The organism is Pseudomonas sp. 34 E 7 (assembly GCF_900005715.1).
Lineage (GTDB): Bacteria > Pseudomonadota > Gammaproteobacteria > Pseudomonadales > Pseudomonadaceae > Aquipseudomonas > Aquipseudomonas orientalis_A.
Map to the genome: position 1 here is coordinate 1 of NZ_CVTX01000172.1, position 20,952 is coordinate 20,952.

Here is a 20,952-nt window from a genome sequence, read left to right on the forward strand (position 1 = left end):
CTTTGTCGCCGACCCGCTGGGCGAGGCCGGGGCGCGCCTGTATCGCACCGGCGACCGTGCGCGCTGGAGCCTTGAGGGTGTGCTTGAATACCTGGGGCGTCTCGATCAGCAGGTCAAGCTGCGCGGCTTGCGGGTGGAACCGCAGGAAATCGAAGCGCGCATGCTGGCGGTTCAGGGCATCGCCCAAGCGGTGGTGCTGGTGCGTGACGAGCAGTTGATCGGTTACTACACCGGCCCTGTGGAACTGGATGCACAGGCGGTAAAAACCGCGCTGGCTGCCCGCTTGCCCGAGTACATGGTGCCTGCCTTCCTGATGTACCTGGACGCCATGCCCTTGAGCCCAAGCGGCAAGCTCGACCGCCGCGCATTGCCGCAACCGGTGTGGCAAACCCGCGAACACGTCGAACCCGAGACGCCGTTGCAGCAGCAGATTGCGGCGATCTGGCGCGAAGTGCTTGGCCTGCCGCGTATCGGCCTGCGCGACGACTTTTTCGCCCTGGGCGGCCACTCGTTGCTGGCCACGCAAATCATCTCCCGCACCCGCCAGGCCTGCGACGTCGAGCTGCCATTGCGCACCTTGTTCGATGCCAGCGAGCTGGGCGATTTCGCCGCACAAGTGGGCCTGATCCAGGCATCGGGCCAACGCAACCAACAGACCGCCATCGCCAAAGTCGACCGCAGCGCGCCGGTGCCGCTGTCCTATTCCCAGCAGCGCATGTGGTTCCTCTGGCAGATGGAGCCGGACAGCCCGGCCTACAACGTCGGTGGCATGGCGCGCTTGCGCGGGGTGCTGGATGTGGGGCGTTTCGAGGCAGCGTTGCAGGCCCTGATCATGCGTCACGAAACCCTGCGCACCACCTTCCCGAGCGTCGATGGCGTGGCCTGTCAACACGTCTGGCCGCAGACCAACCTGCGCATGGACTGGCAGGACTTCTCGGCACTCGACGACAGCGAGCGCCGGCAGCGTCTGCAGCAGCTGGCCGATCAGGAGGCGCACACCCCGTTCAACCTGGAACGCGGGCCATTGCTGCGCGCCTGCCTGGTCAAGGCCGGTGAGCAGGACCATTATCTGGTGCTGACCCTGCACCATATCGTCACCGAAGGCTGGGCCATGGACATCTTTGCCCGTGAACTCAGTGCGCTGTACGAAGCCTTTATCGACGAGCGCGACTCACCGCTGGCGCCGCTGCCGGTGCAGTACCTGGACTACAGCGTGTGGCAACGCCAATGGCTGGAATCGGGCGAGCGTCAACGCCAGCTGGATTACTGGACCGCGCAACTGGGCCGCGAACATCCGCTGCTCGAACTGCCCGGCGACCGCCCGCGCCCGGCGGTGCAAAGTCATCGCGGCGAGCTGTACCGCTTCGACCTGAGCGATGCACTGGCCGCCCGCGTACGCGCCTTCAACGCCGAACAGGGCCTGACCCTGTTCATGACCATGACCGCTACCCTGGCCGTGTTGCTCTACCGCTACAGCGGCCAGACCGACCTGCGCATCGGCGCGCCGGTGGCCAACCGTATTCGCCCGGAAAGCGAAGGGCTGATCGGTGCGTTCCTCAACACCCAGGTGTTGCGTTGCCAGCTCAATGGGCAGATGAGTGTGGCGCAGTTGTTCGAGCAGGTGCGTCACACCGTGATCGAAGGCCAGTCCCATCAGGACCTGCCGTTCGACCATCTGGTGGAGGCGCTGCAACCACCGCGCAGCGCGGCGTACAACCCGCTGTTCCAGGTGATGTGCAACGTGCAGCGCTGGGAGTTTCAGCAGAGCCGCCAACTGGCCGGCATGACCGTCGAGTACCTGGCCAACGATGCCCGTGCCACCAAGTTCGACCTCAACCTGGAAGTCACCGACCTCGACCATCGCCTGGGTTGCTGCCTGACCTACAGCACCGATCTGTTCGACGAGCCGCGCATCGCCCGCATGGCCGCGCATTGGCGCAACCTCTTGGAAGCACTGATCGATAATCCGCACCAACGCCTCAGTGAACTGCCGTTGCTCAGCACCGCCGAGCAGCGCGCCCTGCAGGACAGCCTCGGGGTTGCAGCCGGAGAGCATCGTCTGGACCAGTGCATCCAGACCCTGTTCAGCCAGCAGGCGCGCAAGCGTGCCGCTGCGCCGGCGCTGACCTTTGCCGGTGTGACCCTCACTTACGCCGAACTCGACGCCCGCGCCAATCGCCTGGCCTGGATGCTGCGCGAACGTGGCGTCGGCCCGCAGGTGCGGGTCGGCCTGGCGCTGCCACGCTCGCTGGAAATGGTCGTCGGCCTGCTGGCGATCCTCAAGGCCGGCGGCGCCTACGTGCCGCTGGACCCGGAATACCCGCTGGACCGCCTGCACTACATGATCGAAGACAGCGGCATCGGCCTGCTGCTCAGCGATGCGGCGATGTTCCAGGCCCTTGGCGAGCTACCGCAAGCGCTGGCGTGCTGGTGCCTGGAAGATGACGCGGCCAGGCTGGAAAATTATCCGGCCGATGAGCTGCCGTTTATCAGCCTGGCGCAGCACCAGGCGTACCTGATCTACACCTCCGGCTCCACCGGCAAGCCTAAAGGCGTGGTGGTGTCCCAGGGTGAAATCGCCATGCACTGCCAGGCCGTGATCGAGCGCTTCGGCATGCGCCCGGACGACTGCGAACTGCACTTTTATTCGATCAACTTCGACGCCGCCACCGAGCGCCTGCTGGTGCCGTTGCTCAGCGGTGCCCACGTGGTATTGCGTGCCCAGGGCCAGTGGGACGCCGAAGAGATCTGCGCGCTGATCCGCAGCCATCGCGTGAATATCCTCGGGTTCACGCCCAGCTACGGCAGCCAGTTGGCGCAGTGGCTGGCCACGCAACAGCAGACCTTGCCGGTGCGCATGTGCATCACCGGCGGTGAAGCACTGACCGGTGAACATCTGCAGCGTATTCGCGCGGCGTTTCAGCCTGAGCTGTTTTTCAACGCCTATGGCCCGACCGAAACCGTGGTGATGCCGCTGGCCAGCCTGGCGCCGCAACAGGTGGAGGAGGGCGCCGCCAGCGTGCCGATCGGCAGCATTGTCGGCGCGCGCGTGGCTTACATTCTCGACGCCGACCTGGCCCTGGTGCCGCAGGGCGCGAGCGGCGAGTTGTACATCGGCGGCGCGGGCCTGGCTCAGGGCTATCACCAGCGCCCCGGCATGACGGCGGAGCGCTTTGTCGCCGACCCGTTCAGCGGCAATGGCGGCCGTCTGTACCGTACCGGTGACCTGGTGCGCCAAGGCCCCGATGGGCAGGTGGAGTACCTGGGGCGTATCGACCATCAGGTGAAGATTCGCGGTTTCCGCATCGAATTGGGCGAGATCGAAACGCGCCTGTTGGAGCATGCGGCGGTGCGTGAAGCGGTGGTGCTGGCGCTGGATTCGCCGAGCGGCAAACAGCTGGTGGCGTACCTGGTCAGCGACGCCGAGCACGGCGCCTTGCGCGACGCGGTGAAGGCCCACCTCAAGGCGCACTTGCCGGACTACATGGTGCCCGCCCACATAATCGTGCTCGACAGCATGCCGCTGACCGCCAACGGCAAGCTCGATCGGCGCGCCTTGCCGCAGCCCGATCCTGAAGCGAATCGCCAGGCGTACGTGGCGTCACGCAATGCGTTGGAAAGCACGTTGGCGGCCATCTGGTGCGCGGTGCTGAACCTGCAGCAAGTCGGCCTCGACGATAACTTCTTCGAGCTGGGCGGCGATTCGATCCTGTCGATCCAGGTGGTCAGCCGTGCGCGGCAGGCGGGCATTCATTTCAGCCCGCGTGACCTGTTCCAGCACCAGACCGTGCAAAGCCTGGCCGCCGTCGCCACGCGCGTCGAGACGTTCAGCGCCGAGCAAGGTGTGCTCACCGGCCGCTCGGGCCTTACGCCGATCCAGCATTGGTTCTTCGACTCCGACATCCCGGCGCGCCAGCACTGGAACCAGGCCCTGGTGCTCAAGCCGCTGCAACTGCTCGAGCCACATCGCCTGGAGCAGGCCCTGCTGGCGGTGCTGGAGCATCACGACGCGCTGCGCCTGAGCTTCACCCAGCGCGATGCCCAGTGGCACGCCGAACACCTGGGCGTGCCCCAGGGCGGCATATTGATGCAGGCGCAGGTGCGCGACATGGACCACTGCACCGCGCTGTTCACCGACACCCAGCGCAGCCTCGACCTGGCGCACGGCCCGCTGCTGCGCGCCTTGCTGGTGGACGGCCCGCAAGGCCGGCAGCGCCTGCTGATCGCCATCCATCACCTGGTGGTGGACGGCGTGTCCTGGCGCGTGTTGCTCGAAGACCTGCAAACGGTCTATCGCCAACTGAGCGCAGGCCAGTCCGTCAGCCTGCCGGCCAAGACCAGCGCGTTGCGCGATTGGGCCGCACGTTTGCAGGCCTATGCCCATAGCGAATCCCTGCGCGAAGAGCTGAGCCTGTGGCAAGCGCAACTGGCGGGCCCGGCGCTGGCGTTGCCGGTGGATCGCCCACACGGCGCACTGCGCCAGCGTGACGCCGAGACCGTCAGCGTACGCCTGGACGTAGAGCGCACCCGGCAGTTGCTGCAACAGGCGCCGAGCGCCTACCGCACCCAGGTCAACGATCTGCTGCTGACCGCCCTGGCTCGCGTGCTGTGCCGCTGGAGCGGTAACGACGCGGCGTTGATTCAACTGGAAGGCCACGGCCGCGAAAGCCTGTTCGATGACATCGACCTGACCCGCAGCGTCGGCTGGTTCACCAGCGCCTATCCATTGCGCCTGACCCCCCAGGCAGAGCCGGGCGATTCGATCAAGGCGATCAAGGAGCAACTGCGCGGCGTGCCGCACAAAGGCCTGGGCTACGGCGTGCTGCGCTACCTGGCGGACGACCAGTGCCAACGCAGCCTGGCCGCGCTGCCGAGCGCCGACATTACCTTCAACTACCTCGGCCAGTTCGACCAGAGCTTCGGCGCCGACGCGCTGTTTCATCCGCTGGAGGAATCCGCCGGCCTTGCACACGACCCCGATGCACCGCTGCCCACTGCGCTGAGTGTCGACAGCCAGGTGTATGGCGGTGAACTGGTGCTGCGCTGGACCTTCAGCCGCGAGCGCTACGATCAGCAAACCATTGGCAAACTGGCCGAGGCCTATCTGACCGAACTGCAGGACCTGATCGCCCATTGCATCAAGGACGAATCCGGTGGCCTCACGCCGTCCGACTTCCCGCTGGCACGGTTGACCCAGGCGCAACTGGACAGCTTGCCGGTAGCGGCCGGCGCTATCGAAGATGTCTACCCGCTGACCCCGATGCAAGAGGGCCTGCTGCTGCACACCCTGCTGGAACCGGGCACCGGCCTGTATTACATGCAGGACCGCTACCGCATCAACAGTCACCTCGATCCCGAGCGTTTCGCCCAGGCCTGGCAGGCGGTGATCGCCCGCCACGAAGCCTTGCGTGCCTCGTTCTGCTGGAACGTCGGCGAAGACATGCTGCAAGTGATCCACAAGCCGGGCAGCACGCCGATTGACTACCTGGACTGGAGCACCGACCCCGAGCGTGAGCACGAGCCGCGTCTGCAAGCGCTGCTCAAGGCCGAGCGCGAGGCCGGTTTCGATCTGCTCAACCAGGCGCCGTTCCACCTGCGACTGATCCGCGTGGGCGAGGCGCGCTACTGGTTCATGATGAGCAACCACCACATCCTTATCGATGCCTGGTGCCGTTCGCTGCTGATGAACGACTTCTTCGAGCTCTACCAGGCGCTTGGCGAAGGGCGCGACGCGCAACTGGCCACGCCGCCGCGCTACCGCGACTACATCGCCTGGCTGCAACGCCAGGACCTGGACGCAGCGCGCCAGTGGTGGCAGCGCAACCTGCAAGGTTTCGAGCGCACCACGCCGATCCCGAGCGACCGACCATTCCTGCGCGAACATGCCGGCCACAGCGGCGGCATGGTGGTTGGCGACTGCTACACCCGGCTGGATGCCCGTGACGGCGCGCAACTGCGCGAGTTGGCCCAGGCGCATCAGCTCACCGTCAACACCTTCGCCCAGGCGGCCTGGGCCTTGGTGCTGCGGCGCGTGAGCGGTGATCGCGACGTGCTGTTCGGCGTCACCGTGGCCGGGCGTCCGGTGGACATGCCCGAGATGCAACGCACCGTGGGCCTGTTTATCAACAGTATCGCGCTGCGGGTGAAGCTGCCTGCCGATGACCAGCGGTGCAGCGTGCGCCAGTGGTTGAGCGGGTTGCTCGACAGCAATATGCAACTGCGCGAGTACGAATACCTGCCGCTGGTGACTATCCAGGAACACAGCGAACTGCCCAAGGGCCAGCCGCTATTCGACAGCCTGTTCGTGTTCGAAAACGCCCCGGTGGAAACCTCGGTGCTCAGCCATGCGCAAAGCCTGAATGCCACCTCCGATTCCGGGCGTACCCACACCAACTTCCCACTGACCGCCGTGTGCTACCCGGGCGATGACCTGGGTTTGCACCTGTCCTACGACCAGCGCTACTTCGATGAAACCACCGCGCAAGGCATGCTCGCCGAGTTCAAGCGCCTGTTGCTGGCGCTGGTGCAGGGCTTCCATGGCGACATGGCCGACCTGCCGCTGATCGGCGAGCAGGAGCGCGCGTTCCTGGTGGACGGCTGCAACCAGAGCGAGCACGACTACCCGCTGGCGCGCAGCTATGTCGAGTTGTTCGAGGAACAGGTGGCGCGATATCCGCAGCGTATCGCCGCCAGTTGCCTTGACCGGCAATGGAGCTATGAGGAGTTGAACCGGCGCAGTAACGGTCTGGGGCATGCGCTGATTGCCGCCGGTGTCGGCCCGGACCAACCGGTGGCGTTGCTGGCCGAGCGTAACCTGGAGTTGCTCGGCATGATCATCGGCAGCTTCAAGGCCGGTGCCGGCTACCTGCCGCTGGACCCTGGCCTGCCGGGCCCGCGCCTGAGCCGCATCATCGACCTGAGCCGTACGCCCTTGCTGGTGTGCACCGAAGCGTGCCGGGAACAGGCCATCGAACTGCTCGACGGCGTCGACTGCCAGTTGCTGGTGTGGGAGGAAATCCCCGCCCGTGGCGAGAACCCGGGCGTCTATAGCGCCCCGGACAACCTCGCCTACGTGATCTACACCTCCGGTTCCACCGGCCTGCCCAAGGGCGTGATGGTCGAACAGCGCGGCATGCTCAACAACCAGTTGAGCAAGGTGCCCTACCTGCAACTGAGCGACGCTGATGTGATCGCGCAGACCGCTTCGCAAAGCTTCGATATTTCCGTGTGGCAGTTCCTCGCTGCGCCGCTGTTTGGCGCGCGGGTGGATATTGTGCCGAACGCCCTGGCCCATGATCCGCAGGGGTTGTTGGAGCATGTTCAGGCACACGGCATCACCGTGCTGGAAAGCGTGCCGTCGCTGATCCAGGGCATGCTCGCCCAGGACCACATTCGTCTCGACGGCCTGCGCTGGATGCTGCCGACCGGTGAAGCGATGCCGCCGGAGCTGGCGCACCAATGGCTGCTGCGCTACCCGCAGATCGGCCTGGTCAACGCCTACGGCCCGGCGGAATGCTCGGACGACGTGGCGTTCTACCGCGTCGACCTGGCCTCGACCCGTGGCACTTATCTGCCGATTGGCACGCCCACCGACAACAACCGTCTGTACCTGTTGGACGGCACGCTGGAGCTGGTGCCCCAAGGCGCCGTCGGTGAAGTGTGCGTGGCCGGCATCGGCGTCGGTCGCGGTTACGTCAGCGACCCGCTGCGCACCGCACCGGTGTTTGTACCGAACCCGTTCGGCGCACCGGGCGAACGCCTGTACCGCACCGGCGACCTGGCGCGCCGGCGCAGTGACGGCGTGTTGGAGTATGTCGGGCGCGTCGACCACCAGGTGAAGATTCGCGGCTACCGCATCGAACTGGGTGAAATCGAAGCACGCCTGCACGAACAACCCGAGGTGCGTGATGCGGCGGTCGGTGTCCAGGAGGGCGTCAACGGCAAGCACCTGGTGGGCTACCTGGTGCCGGTTGATGAAACCCTCAGCCCAGGCGAACGCCTGGACCGTATCAAGCAACGCCTGCGCGCCGAATTGCCGGAATACATGGTGCCGCTGCACTGGCTGTGGCTGGAGCGCCTGCCGCTCAACGCCAACGGCAAACTTGACCGCAAGGCCCTGCCGGCCCTGGACATCGGCCAGTTGCACAGTCAGGACTACCTGGCGCCGCGCAATGAACTGGAAACCACCCTGGCCGCGATCTGGGCCGAAGTGCTCAAGGTCGAACGGGTAGGGGTGCAGGACAACTTCTTCGAACTGGGCGGGCATTCGTTGCTGGCGACACAGATCGCTTCACGGGTGCAGAAGACGCTGCAGCGCGATGTGCCGCTGCGGGCGATGTTCGAGTGCAGCACGGTGGCGGAGCTGGCCGAATATATCGAGGGCTTGGCGGGCAATGAGATCAGTGCCGAGAAGGTGGATCGGTTGAGTGATTTGATGGCGGAGCTGGAGGGATTGTGAGACGGCCACTGGTCTGGAATATCGAGTTTTTTCAGCAGAACTGTCAATTCTGACAGTAGGCAGGATTCCTGATCCACGTGTTAGATAACCGCAGTTTCCGGCCCATCCGGCCGGGCCCGACGGTGATCTAACGCTGGACAGGAGTCTTATCGTGGCGAGCAAAATACCTACTGGAAAAACCAGGTCCGTTCGAGCGGCGAAGTCGCCGCCAGCCGTTGAAGCGGAACTGCCCTATGCGATTATCGAACACACTGCGAACAACAGCCTGCTGTATCCCATCGATGCAATCGATGGCACGACGGCCACGCTGACGCTGCCGGCGAATGCCACTAACGTCATGTTCCACATGGCGGTCAAGGATCAGGACCAGCCAAGCTTCGAGCCGATCTCTGTGGAAAACGGCGTCAATGTCGTCGACATTCCGGCACGCTGGATCAGCTACTGCATCGGGCACACGGTATTGATCAAGTACACGGCCAATGCCGGGGGGCGGGCGCTGGAATCCCTGACGCTGGAGTTGGAAATCCAACAGATCAGGGAGGAGCATCTCGTCGTCTCAAGGCCGGTGTTTACCCATGCCAAGGAGGAGTGGAGTACCTGGTACCTGCGCATGCAAGAGTTTACGGGCGATGAAATTGTCGCGATCAAGGCCTGGCCGATGATTCAACCCGGGCAGCGGTTGTTTGTCGTGGTTGCGGGTAACCAGCACGTGGCGCCCTATCGCTTCGCCTGGGTGGCCAAGGATCATGTGGTGCAGGAGCACGAAGCCCATCCGGACCACGTTTTTCGCTTTACGCTTTCGCGAGGCTGGCTGTCCAGGCTGGACGACTATTCGGCGATCACCGCTCACCTGGGCGTGATTTGGGACACCACCGCCCCGGTATACCCTGAACCTGGCGATCCGCTTCTGGAGAATCCGCTCCCGGTGAACGCCGAGGATTTCCACCTGCGCACGACCTCATTGCTGCAGGTCGACCCTGCGCTGGATCTGAAACCGCCGCACTTGCGCGAGTCTGCGCAATACAACGGTGAGTGGTGCCTCAACCCTGAAAACACCCAGCAGGGAGGGGAGGTCGTCATCCAGGGGCTGGACACTTACAAAAGTGACGAGGTCAGGTTTTATGTAAGCGGGCCCGGTTATGCGAAAAAACCGTTGGGTGATTTCACGGTTGAACAGGACGGTGAGATGCCTCTCGTCAAACTGCCGGCCTGTGTGGTGGCGTGTTTCTTCAACAAGCAGATGACCTTGAGCTATGACCTGGCCGTCAGTGGCACGGTACAGCCTTCCCCAGTAAGGCTGATCAATGTTTTAACCCCCGAATTTGAGCGCCCGCTGATTGAAGAGGCGAACCCGGATCGGTTGTTGTGCCTTGATAACTTTTCAGGGGATGCAAACGTGATAGCGCCTTTGGGCGCATATGGTCAGTGCGCGAGCCATTGCTGGATGTGGATCGATGCTGAACATGCAGACGGCAGCGCTTACCGCCTGGATATCCTGGTCGGTAAGGTTGTCACGGACGCCTGGAAAAGCGACGGCGTCAGGGCTGATATCCCAAGGGTTGCGCTGGAGAGGATCGGCGATTGCTCCAAGTTTGAACTGCACGTCAAGGCCAGCTTTTGCGAGGCGAGCGAACTGGAGGACGCCCTCGAGTTCCCACCCGCCACATTCACCATTTACCAGCAGCCCCTGACGCCACGGGCACCCGCCGTCAGGGAGGCACAGGGTGGTGTTCTGGTGGCGTGGAACGGTCGCGAAGGGGTGCATGTCGAGGCGGTTTACGATGGCTATCAACCCAGCCACCAGCACACTGCCCAATGGTGCCTGGACGGCGAAGACAGCTGCTGGCCACTGCCCTTGCAGGAAAGTCCGTCCCGCCCGGTCACTTTCCTGGCGTCGCGCGAGCAGGTGATCAACAGCTTCCGCAAGACGGCATTGATTTCTTATACCGTGATCAATGCCTGCAAGCAGATGGTGTCCGAGACACTGCAGTTGCAGGTTGGTGAGCCCATCATGGAGCGGCGTCCTCGCCCGGTGGTGAAGCAGGCTACTGGCGATATTTTGGATTTGGCGACTGTTTCCGGAGATTATGTAGACGTGGTCGTCAAGGATCCCGATTCCGAGAGCGAACTGGCATGGTGGTGGATCATCAAGGGGCAAATCGTGACGATTACGTGCGAGGGGACTGCAGAACAGGGTTCTCCCTACACGAGTGTCATCATGGATGAAAAACCCGTTGAAACCGATGACCTGAACATGCTGTTGCGGCGGATGTCTCGTGCAGAATTGTTGAAGTTTAAAGATGGTACCGACATTACATTCAGGGTTTGGTGCACGGTAGGTCAAAATCTGCTTGAACCCGTCAAGCTTGAGTTTAATAGACTGACATTAAAACTTCGGCATGAGTTAGAAACCGATTTTGACGACTTTGAAACTTATCCCATCATTGAGCACACACGCAACCCTATCGTTACCAAGTTAGCGACACTTGAAATGGGGCAGCCGATGCAATCCAACATCGGGCTTCATCAGGTGAGGGGGGTCGGAGAAGAAGTGCCAGGTATGGTTGAAGGTAAGTCCTATGCTCTTTTCTGCTACGGCGGGACGCCGCCACAGCTGGCGGTTTTGCGCTTAAAAAGAGAATGTGCACGTGTCAGGTTTGGATTTTCAAGTACGAGCGTCAGTAGCGTCACATTCACGTACTTCAACAAAGAAGGGCAATTGCTAGGGGAGGCCGTTGAATTTCCGGGAACATGGATAGATTTTCAGGCGGATCCAGGCACAACGATTTCGTATGTCACGATATTGTGTACGGCGCATAGCAGCATTGATTCGCTGAAAGTTTGGTATCGGCGATAAATGATTTTAAACGACGATGGACTGACCCGTTGTCGCGGTACTGCCCCTAACTTACGGTGAAGGAAAACACTTGATCGGGCGCGTTTGACGAGTATCAAAAACGAGGCCTCCAGTAATGGGGGCCTCTTTCGTCAGGCATCAGCTGTTTTATTTCGGCCGCAAAATGTTCACCCACTTACCCGGCGACGGCTGTTGCCGCAATCCACTGGTCGAATAATGTCTTTATGGAGATTGGAACTGTGAATTCTGACAGTAGGAACGCCGGCTTTTTTACGGTGTGATAGGGCGATGCTGATCAGGCCAACCTCTGGGCTTCGGCATTTCCAGTCTATTGAAAAGGAACTTTCACTATGCCCAAGTCATTGCCGAATGCCCTTGACCTGCCCAAGCCAGAGCTGCGTGAGGCTGACGAAAATGGCAGTGTCGATTCACTCAAACTGCTGAACGGAGGCAACGTCAGCGTCCGCTACGACGACATGCAAACCACTGACCTCATCACTCTGAACTGGCCGTTGGCAGGCAGCCCCTATCCGCCGATAGAACCCCAAAATGGCGACGAGGCAGGTTGTATCAACTTTTATATCCCTCCCGAATACATAGCATTGTGGTTGGACACTTACGCATTGTTTACGTACACCGTCACTAGAAACGGTGAGAGTCAAACATCTTTGCAGGGTGGGGTACGGATCAGCCTGCCCTCGAACTTGCCTCAGGCGCAAATTCTCGAAGCGTTCGATGGCAAACTGGATCTTTCCTTGTTGTGCTGTAACGATCCGATTCTTTACATTCCACCCTGGGCATTTGCCGGCAAAATCCAAACGATCAACTGCTATATAAGCGGCTTCTATCCCGATGACACCCAGGCCAAACTTTATCCATTCAAGGATGCAGAGGTTACCGACGAAGACTTGCGCCTGGGGTGGCGTCGAGCAATACCTCGGGCGTTGCTCCAGCAACTTAAACATAACAGCGGACTGTATCTTTTGGCGTCCGTGCGCTACAGCGAGGCTGTTCCCTATAGATCGTTCGGCTCGCTTTCATTGACGCTGCTCACTGACCCTAACTTGAAACTGTCACCCCCTGAGCTGAAGGAAGCCGTACACACCGAGTTCGACGGCTGGCTGGTCAACCCGATAAACACAGTGAACGGTGCGCATATCGTGGTGGCTTATGAGGGCATGTGCAGCGGCGATACGGTGTGCCCGACACTTACCGGCACCCCTGGACCGGGCACAGTCGAACTGGAATGCCGCCAACCGGTTGAAGGTGAAACCAGCCTGGTGTTTGCGGTACCGCCTTCAGTGATCCGCGCCAATTTTGAGCAAGCCATTACGTTGACCTACAACGTCACGCGCTGCGATGGCAGCCATTGGTCCTCACCCGAGCGCCACGTGAAGGTGCTGGGCATCACGGGCTTGCCAAAACCGGGCATTGAGCAGGCCACAGGCGACCGGGTGGACCTCAATACGTTCGGTGATGACGCAACGGCGGTGGCGCCTATCTGGCATTACGCCATGGAGCAGGACTGCTGCTGGGTCTGGGTAACCGGCACGCGTGAGGACGGTAGTTCCTATCTGTTTTATGTATTGGAAGGCAAGCCGCTTACCGCCGCCTGGCTACGCGACGGAGTTGATACACCGATAGCCAGGACCAAGCTGCAAAAATTGGCCGATTGCAGTGAGTTCAACCTGCATTTTGCGGCGAATTTTAATGGGCGGTGCGACCTGGACACGGCCGTCGAGTTTCCTGTTGTGACTTTCAGCATTGAGCAGGAGGCGTTGATACTGCCCCCTCCGAGGGTGTGTGAAGCAGTCGGTGATCAACTTACCCTCTGGAATGGCCGCGACGGTGTGACGGTTCGCGTGGAATATGAACGGATCAGTCCCAATCAGATGATCGACGTGCAGTGGCTCAAGACGGATGGCACGAGCCTGCCGTTGACCTCAAAACCGGGCAACAGCGATCCTGGTTATGTCGATTTTGCGATTCCGCGCGAAGCGGTGATTCACGGTGCGGGTAAAACAATCCTGATCAATTACACAGTGACCAGCGCTTGCAAGATGGCGCCGTCGAAGACGCTGGCATTGAAGGTCAGTGTGCCGACGAGATTGCCCACCCCAATGGTGCCTGAGGCGACGCCACCGGCTACCCAGGGCGCAATCCTGGATCTACGGACGTTCTCCGGCGATGCGCAAATCATCGTCAATGACGAAAACTTCGATAAGGTCTGGTGGTTCTCCCTGGAAGGACAGAAAGGCTGGTTGGAATGTACCGGCACTAAAGAGGACGGATCTTCACACACCGTGCGCGTGATGACGGGTCAGCTGATTACACTCTCCGATATGAACAACGGCCTCAAGCGTGTACTTGCGCGCTCCGATCTGGAGGCGTTTCGCAACAAGACACCATTGGCCATCGTCTTCAAGGTGACCACCGATGGCAGCCCGGATGTGAGTGAGGCGATCGAGTTTCCGCTATTGGAATTGACACTGCGCAAGCGGTTCAGAGACGTGACTGACTTTGACCCTAATAAAAAAGACTGGAACGGTTGGCAAAAAGGCGCGGGTGCCACCGACCCAAGGGACCTGGTGTTAAAAGAGGCAGGCGGTCAATATTATTTGTTTGATTGGGGTTATACCAACACTCAAGACCTGGCTACTCAAAGGGAGAAGTTGTTCAAGGTGTTCAGTGACCTGGAGATTGGCCGCACCTACGAATTCAGTGCCGATGTTCGGGATAACAGTGGTGCGCGTCCATTGCCGAGGATTGCCTTGGTAGCTTCGGGACAAGAAATTGTCGCTCCGACGCTATTGGATACGCGGGTCTGGAGAACGCTCAAAAGTGTGTTCACTGCGTCATCTTCTACAGTAAGGCTCAGTGTCGATAACGTGCAATTGGGGTTGGGAGGCAATGATTTTGATGTGACGTTGCTGGTGGTAGAGGAAGTTTAATCGAGGCCATGACAAGAGTGCCTGTGTTAACACAGGCATTCTTGTTAACGAACCTGGGACTAATTACTTCGGCCCCAGAATCTTCACCAACTTCTCCGGCGACGGCGCCCCCTGCTGTTGCTGCAACCCACCCTTGTCATCCAGATAGAAAATCGCCGGCGTCGCCGACAACTCCAATTCCTCCATCAACTTCATATTCCCATCGAGCCTGGCTTCGATATCCGCCGGGATCTTGCTCAGCGCTTGCAGCTTGCTGGCCTTGCCGGCGCCTTCGTGTTCTTCCAGGGCTTTCTGCGGGTCTTTGGCGGCGAACAGTGCGGCTGATTTGCCTGGGCTGTCTTCGCGGATGATCCCCACCATGATGTGGCGCAGTTGCACCTTGCCGGCCTTCACCCATGGCCGTGCCTGTTCCCAGAACATGTTGCAGTACGGGCAGTTGGGGTCGCTGAACAGGTAGACGATGCGTGGCGCATTCTTGTCGCCGTCCTGGATCCAGCTGCTGTTTTCCAGCTTGGCCCAGGCTTCCTTGGACATCGGCGCGTACACCAGTTTTTCCAGGGGCGCGCTGCTCAGGTCGTTGCCCTGAGCATCGTACAGGTTGCCGGCGATCACGCTTTTGCCGTCGGCGGTCAGGTACAGCGCCATACCGCGGTTCTGGTATTGCGCGGCATAGCCGGTAAGGCCGCTGGGGGCGTCGAACTGGCCGAGGATTTTGGCGCCCTTGGCTTCGATTTGCTTGATCGGGGCCGGCCAGTCTTCGGCCTGGGCCAGGGTGGCGGCAAGCGTCAGCGGCAGCAGGGTCAGCAGGTGGCGGAGGCGAGGCATGTAGGTTTCCTTTGTGGGACGGTGTCGAAGGGTTCCATGGCGCGGGCGAGGCTGGCCTGGGACAGTTCGCCGAGGTGGCTGTTGATCAGGCGTCCGTCGGCCGAGTAGAACAAGGTGGTAGGCAGCGCCATGGAGCCGACGGCCTGGCCGAGGCGGCCGCCGGCGTCGAACAGCATGTTGTCCAGGTTCAGGCCCTGGGTGGCCAGGTAGGTGCTGACACTCTGCATGCTCTCGGCCTGGTTGACGAACAGGAAGGTGACATCCGGGCGTTGATGTTGCGCGCGCTCCAGCACCGGCATTTCCCGACGGCACGGTGGGCACCAGGTGGCCCAGAGGTTGATCACCAGCGGGCCGCCTTTGTAGTCGGCCAGTTGCACCACATTGCCGTTGGCATCGCGCAAGGTGATGTCCGGCAGCTGCGAGCCCTTGTCGTAGGGGCTCAGGGACAGGCTGGCCATGCCCCAGAACACCAGGCCGCTGATCACCCCGGCGCCGAGTGGTCTGCGCAGGGCAGGGCGCCGCCAGCCGTAGGCCAGCGCACCGAGCACCAGCGCGATCACGCCGGGCCAGGCGAGGAAACCGCCGTCGCGCAGGTCGACCATCTGCAGCCAGTCGTTACGGTAATCGCTCCAGTACATCAGTACAAAGCTGACACGGGCGGCCAGCATGCCCAGCAGGAACAGGCTGAACAACACCGATTCAGGGTTTTCCCCGCCACGCTTGGCCACGCGCCAGCCCACCAGGGTGGCGAGAATCAGCGCGCTGATCAGCAGAATGTGATTCAGGGCGATGGCGAAGGTGCCGATGGTGAGGGTCAGCATCAGCGCGCGTCTCGGGTTTGCGTCCAGCGTTGCAGGAAGGCGGCGGCATCCACTTCGCCGGTGATGCGTTGGGCGCGGCGTTCTTCACCGTCCGGACCGATCCACACGAAACTCGGTGGCCCCGGCACTTTGTAGCGACCCAGCAGTGCGCGGCTGGCGGCATTGTCGGCGGTGACGTCCAGGCGCAGCAGGCGTACATCCTTCAGGGCGGCCATCACCTCCGGCTTGCCGAACACCTGTTTTTCCATGATCTTGCACGACACACACCAATCGGCGTAGTAGTCCACCAGCACCCATTGGCCCTCGGCCTTGGCGCTGTCGAGCTGGCTTTGCAGGGCGGCCGGGTCGTGGATGGTGGTGAACGCGTCGTGAGCGTCAGCGGTGGCAGCCACCCGCGAGCCGCTGTAGACCTTCAGCGGTTGCCACAGCTCATCGCTGCCACCCGCCGCGCCCACCACCAGTACCGCGCCCCACAGGCCCAGCACCAGGGAGGCTGCGCCGAACACCTTGGCGGCCAGCCCGTATTCACGGGCCAGCGTCCAACCGCAATAGGCCATGACCAGCGCCAGTGCGCCCCACAGGCCGATCCACAGGCTTTCGCCGACCACCGGGCGAATCATCAGCACGGCGGTACCGAGGAACAGGAAGCCGAAAACGCCCTTGAGCACGTTCATCCAGGTGCCCGGCTTGGGCAGGAAGCGGTTGCCCACGGTGACCAGCAACAACAGCGGGATACCGATGCCGATGCCCATGGCGAACAGGATCAGCCCGCCGTGCAGCGCATTGCCGCTCTGGGCGATATACAGCAGGGCGCCGGCCAGGGGCGCAGTCATGCACGGGCCCACCAGCAGGCCGGACAATGCACCGAGAATGCCCGCACCTACCAGGCTGCCGCCGCTCTGCCGGCGGCTGACCGTGTCGAGGCGGTCGCGCAGGAACGCAGGCAGTTGCAATTCAAAGAAGCCGAACATCGGCAGGGCGAGGATCACGAACAACGCGGCGAAACTGCCGAGGATCCACGGGGTTTGCAGCAGCGCGGCCAGATTGCCGCCCAGCAACGCGGCCATCACACCCAGCGCGGCATACACCAGGGCCATGCACACCACGTAGCTGCTGGCCAGGGCAAAGCCGCGACGCGGGCTGGCACCGCTGCCCACCACCAGGCCGGCAAGGATCGGCAGCATCGGCAACGAACACGGGGCAAATGCCAGCAACAGGCCCAGGCCGAAAAAGATCAGCAGGCTCCAGCCCAGGCTGCGCTGTTGCAGGCCGCTGGCCAGGCTTTCGTCCTGGGCCTGCGCGGTGGCGGCGACGGCCGGGTTGCCGCCCAGGTCCACGGTGATCGATTGCGGCGGATAGCACAGGCCGGCGTCGGCGCAGCCTTGCCAGCCCAGCTTGACCTGGCCGGTGGCGCCGGCCGGGAGCTTCACTTCCAGGCCCTGGCGATACACTTGCTGTTCGCCGAAGAACTCATCGCTGTGGGCTTCGCCCTGGGGCAGCACGGGCTTTTGCGCCAGGCCGTCGAATTTCATGCGCTGCTGGTACAGGTAGTAACCGTCGGCAATCTGCCAATACAGCTGGGTCTCGCCGCTTTCAAGACGCTCGGAGGTAAAGGTGAAGGCCTTGCCCACCGGGAGGAAATCGGGTTTGGACTCGAACGGGTTACCCGGTGCGGCCTGGGCGAACCCCGCCAGCAACACCAGCAGAAAAGTAAATAGATACCGCATGGTCCAGCCTTAATTCGATGCAAGTGAGGCACACAATGTGTGGCGTTGATTAACCGATGATTAACCGGCGCTATTCTAGAGTGTAGGAGTTATCGGGTGTTATGAAGTTAGCGGCATAATGCACGCTTAATCCGTGCGTTTTCTAATCACCCGCATCTTTCATGAAGGGTTCAGCATGCACGTACTGGTCTGCGAAGACGACGAACTGATCGCCAGCGGCATTGTGGCCGGCCTCACCGCCCAGGGCTTCACGGTTGAACGCGTGGCCACGGCGGCGGCGGCCAGGGCGATGCTCAGGGCGGCAACCTTCGACATCATGGTGCTCGACCTCGGCCTGCCCGACGAAGACGGCCTGAAACTGCTGCAGCAACAGCGCAGCCAGGGCCTGGAGATCCCGGTGTTGATCCTCACCGCCCGTGACTCGGTGACCAACCGCGTCGACGGCTTGCAGGCGGGTGCCGATGACTACCTGCTCAAGCCCTTCGACCTGCGCGAACTCGCCGCCCGCCTGCAAACCCTGTTGCGCCGCGTGGCGGGGCGCCGGGTCAACCTGATCGAACATGGCCGCCTGGCGTATGACCCCAGCAGCCGCGAGACCTTCCTGGGTGGCCAGCCGGTGGACCTGTCGCGCCGTGAACAAGCGCTGTTGCAGGCCTTGCTGCACAACAAGGGCCGCGTGTTGTCCAGCGAGCAGCTCAAGGACAGCGTCTACGGGTTCAACGACGAATTGGAAAGCAACGCACTGAACGTGCACATCCACCACCTGCGGCGCAAATTGGGCAATGGCATCGTCGAGACCGTACGCGGCCTTGGCTATCGCCTGGGTCCGGCCGATGCGGGAGAGGATGCTTCGTGAAGAGCCTGCGCCTGCGCCTGACGTTCAAGCTCGGCGCCGCTTTTGTCGTGATCTGGGCCCTGGCGGCGGCCTGGATGCTCAACGACCTGCGCAATCAGATGATGTTTTCCCTCGACCAGCGACTGGTCGCCTCGGCGCGCATGGTGGCCGGGCTGACCGAACAGATGCCGGGCCTGGCCAGCGTCGGTTCCGGCACTCATTTGCGTAGCGAACAACTCAGCGTACCGGGGGGCATGGCTTGCCAGGTCAGTTCCCTGCACGGCGAAGTCCTGGCGCGCAGCCATACCACGCCGGATGAGGGGCTGGAGTCGCGCAAGAGCGGTTTTCGCGACCAGATGATCGATGGCGTGGGCTGGCGCAGTTTCACCCTGTCCCAGGGTGACCTGCTGATCACCACGGCCGACCGTCAGGTGGAGCGTGAGGCGCTGAACATGTCGATCCTGCTGGCGGCCTCGGTGCCGGTCGGCGTGGCCTTGCTGGGCTGTCTGTGCCTGCTGTGGCTGGGCATCGGCCAGAGTCTGGTGCCGCTCAACCGCATGCGTGACGCCTTGATGCGCCGCAGCGCCGACTCCCTTGAACCGTTGCAGATCCACCCGCTGCCCAGCGAACTCAAGCCATTGCTCGACACCCAGAACCAGCTGTTGCAACGCATCGCCAAGACCATCGAGCGCGAGCGCCGGCTCACCGGTGACGCCGCCCATGAGCTGCGCAGCCCACTGACGGCGATCAAGACGCACCTGCAAGTGGCGCGCATGACCGAGGGCGCGGCGCGTGACCAGTCCCTGGCCCACGCCGAGGAAGGCGCCGACCGCCTGCACCGCACCCTGGAGCAACTGTTGTTGCTGGCACGGGTGGAGGGCAGCCTGTCGTTTGACGATGGGTTGCAGTCCAGCGCCGAGGAAGTCGCCCGCCTGGCGATCCAGGATGCCCACGCCGGGGACAATTCGCGCATCGACCTGATCCTGGCGGACAGCCTCGCCGACACGCCGGTGGAGATGCCCGTGGGGTTGGCCGTGGCAGCCTTGCGCAACCTGCTGGACAACGCCTTGCGCCACACCCCGGCCGACACCCGGGTGCAATTGAACGTGTCTTGCAGCGCTGACAAGGTGGTGTTCCGCGTGCGCGACCATGGCCCGCAGATTTCCAGCGACGACCTGCAATACCTCACCCAGCGCTTCTGGCGCACTGGCAGCAGCGACGGCTGTGGCCTGGGCCTGGCGATCGTCCAGGCGATCGTCCAGCGCTGCGCGTGCTCGCTGACATTCGACAGCCAGGCCGATGGCCTGCGCGTTGACCTGGGCATGCCGTTGCGACGCTGATCGCTTTTCTGCAAGTGCCAAATAATTACCGCTCGCCTGACCTGCAAATCGTCAGGATGGCGGTAATTTTTTTGCGCTTGAAAGGGCCGAATGATTCGGCCCGTATTGAAAAGGACGGATCTTATGTTGGTCATCGATACCAGTTTCCCTGCCCGGGATTTCAACGAACGTAACGGCGAGCCCGTGGCGCAGGTGATCCTGCACTATACGGCTGCGCCCTTTGAATCATCCTTGCGCACCCTGACGCAGAATGGGGTCAGCGCTCACTACCTGCTGCCCGATCCCGATGAACCCGCCTATCGCGCCGCCGGCTATGACGAACTGCGCGTGTTTCGCCTGGTGGGCGAGGACAAGCGTGCCTGGCATGCCGGGGCGAGCCATTGGGGCGGGCGCGATAACCTCAACAGTCGCGCGATCGGCATCGAAATCGTCAACCTGGCGCGTGACGACAAAGGCGTGTTCACGTTTCCCGCGTATCGCGAGGAACAGGTGCAGGTGTTGATTGCGTTGATGCGCGACATCCTCGAGCGCTACCCGCACATCGGCCCGGTCGATATTCTCGGGCATTCGGATGTGGCGTACTGGCGCAAGAGCGACCCGGGCCCCCGGCTACCCTGGCGCTGCCTGCATGAGGCTGGGGTAGGCGCCTGGTTTGACGAAGCCACCCGGGCGATGTACCAACGGCGGTTTTACATGGGGTTGCCGCCGGAAGTGGAAGTCGAGCGGGCGTTTCAGCGCTATGGCTACAAACCGGCGTGGAATCGCCAGGCCTTTGAACAGCGCACCCGGGCGTTTCAGATGCACTTTCGGGCGCGCGATTATGCCGGTCGCCTGGATGCCGAGACCTGCGCGATCCTGTATGCGCTCAACGAAAAGTACCGGGGACTTTGAAGCCAAACACCATTCAAATGTGGGAGGGGCGTGAGTATCTACACAACTTTTAGGTACCACGCGGGCCCCTGTGGGAGGGGGCTTGCCCCCGATGGCGGCCTCGGGGCTGGCCGGGATGTTGGATCAGATTGAGTACATATCCGTTTCTGCGGCAACGGCCACTTAGGGTTCCGCCCTGACGGCGGGTCACTTTGGAAAAGCCCCAAAGTAACCAAAGGGCTCTTGCCCCACCACTCGGCACCTCGCC

9 protein-coding genes are annotated in these 20,952 nt (G+C 62.1%); 6 read left to right on the forward strand and 3 right to left on the reverse strand.

Features of this window, described 5'->3' with window-relative positions; translation table 11 throughout:
- From BFP96_RS23390 to BFP96_RS23400, 3 genes are all read left to right on the forward strand, one after another.
- Nucleotides 1-8,458: non-ribosomal peptide synthetase (locus tag BFP96_RS23390; protein WP_065937102.1), on the forward strand; the 8,458-nt coding region annotated here is incomplete at its 5' end.
- A gap of 151 nt (nucleotides 8,459-8,609) precedes the next feature.
- Nucleotides 8,610-11,315: a hypothetical protein gene (locus tag BFP96_RS23395; RefSeq protein ID WP_065937103.1), complete on the forward strand. Its 2,706-nt coding sequence runs from the start codon at nucleotides 8,610-8,612 to the stop codon at nucleotides 11,313-11,315.
- A gap of 350 nt (nucleotides 11,316-11,665) precedes the next feature.
- Nucleotides 11,666-14,266 (forward strand): hypothetical protein, encoded by a 2,601-nt coding sequence (locus BFP96_RS23400; protein WP_065937104.1) that lies wholly within the window; start codon nucleotides 11,666-11,668, stop codon nucleotides 14,264-14,266.
- 63 nt (nucleotides 14,267-14,329) lie between these two features.
- On the opposite strand, the gene dsbG is transcribed toward BFP96_RS23400, so the two are convergent.
- The 3 genes from dsbG to dsbD are packed head-to-tail and all read right to left on the reverse strand — an operon-like array spanning nucleotide 14,330 to nucleotide 17,639.
- Complete coding sequence (dsbG, locus tag BFP96_RS23405; protein WP_065937105.1) at nucleotides 14,330-15,091, reverse strand: thiol:disulfide interchange protein DsbG; 762 nt, start codon at nucleotides 15,089-15,091, stop codon at nucleotides 14,330-14,332.
- Complete coding sequence (locus BFP96_RS23410; RefSeq protein WP_065937106.1) at nucleotides 15,067-15,912, reverse strand: TlpA disulfide reductase family protein; 846 nt, start codon at nucleotides 15,910-15,912, stop codon at nucleotides 15,067-15,069. Before BFP96_RS23410 ends, dsbG begins: the two co-directional genes overlap by 25 nt.
- Nucleotides 15,912-17,639 carry a protein-disulfide reductase DsbD gene (gene dsbD / locus BFP96_RS23415; RefSeq protein ID WP_065937107.1) on the reverse strand — a complete coding sequence of 576 codons (1,728 nt, stop codon included), beginning with the start codon at nucleotides 17,637-17,639 and terminating at the stop codon, nucleotides 15,912-15,914. The genes BFP96_RS23410 and dsbD overlap by 1 nt, the downstream gene beginning before the upstream one ends.
- A 175-nt stretch (nucleotides 17,640-17,814) precedes the next feature.
- On the opposite strand from dsbD, the gene BFP96_RS23420 reads away from it, so the two are divergent.
- The 3 genes from BFP96_RS23420 (at nucleotide 17,815) to BFP96_RS23430 (ending at nucleotide 20,705) form a co-directional block, all read left to right on the forward strand.
- Nucleotides 17,815-18,495, forward strand: coding sequence for a response regulator (locus BFP96_RS23420; RefSeq protein WP_065888373.1), 681 nt, complete (start codon nucleotides 17,815-17,817; stop codon nucleotides 18,493-18,495).
- On the forward strand, nucleotides 18,492-19,814 hold the full coding sequence (locus BFP96_RS23425; RefSeq protein WP_065937108.1) for an ATP-binding protein: 1,323 nt from the start codon (nucleotides 18,492-18,494) through the stop codon (nucleotides 19,812-19,814). Before BFP96_RS23420 ends, BFP96_RS23425 begins: the two co-directional genes overlap by 4 nt.
- 123 nt (nucleotides 19,815-19,937) lie before the next feature.
- Entirely contained in the window at nucleotides 19,938-20,705 is a 768-nt protein-coding gene (locus BFP96_RS23430) for an N-acetylmuramoyl-L-alanine amidase (RefSeq protein WP_065892423.1), read from the forward strand.
- Nucleotides 20,706-20,952: the final 247 nt, after the last annotated feature.

Bases quoted from the DNA above. Each gene is read 5' to 3' on its own strand.
- BFP96_RS23400 (WP_065937104.1), top strand. From the start codon at position 11,666: ATGCCCAAGTCATTGCCGAATGCCCTTGACCTGCCCAAGCCAGAGCTG.
- dsbG (WP_065937105.1), bottom strand. From the start codon at position 15,091: ATGCCTCGCCTCCGCCACCTGCTGACCCTGCTGCCGCTGACGCTTGCC.
- BFP96_RS23410 (WP_065937106.1), bottom strand. From the start codon at position 15,912: ATGCTGACCCTCACCATCGGCACCTTCGCCATCGCCCTGAATCACATT.
- dsbD (WP_065937107.1), bottom strand. From the start codon at position 17,639: ATGCGGTATCTATTTACTTTTCTGCTGGTGTTGCTGGCGGGGTTCGCC.
- BFP96_RS23420 (WP_065888373.1), top strand. From the start codon at position 17,815: ATGCACGTACTGGTCTGCGAAGACGACGAACTGATCGCCAGCGGCATT.
- BFP96_RS23430 (WP_065892423.1), top strand. From the start codon at position 19,938: ATGTTGGTCATCGATACCAGTTTCCCTGCCCGGGATTTCAACGAACGT.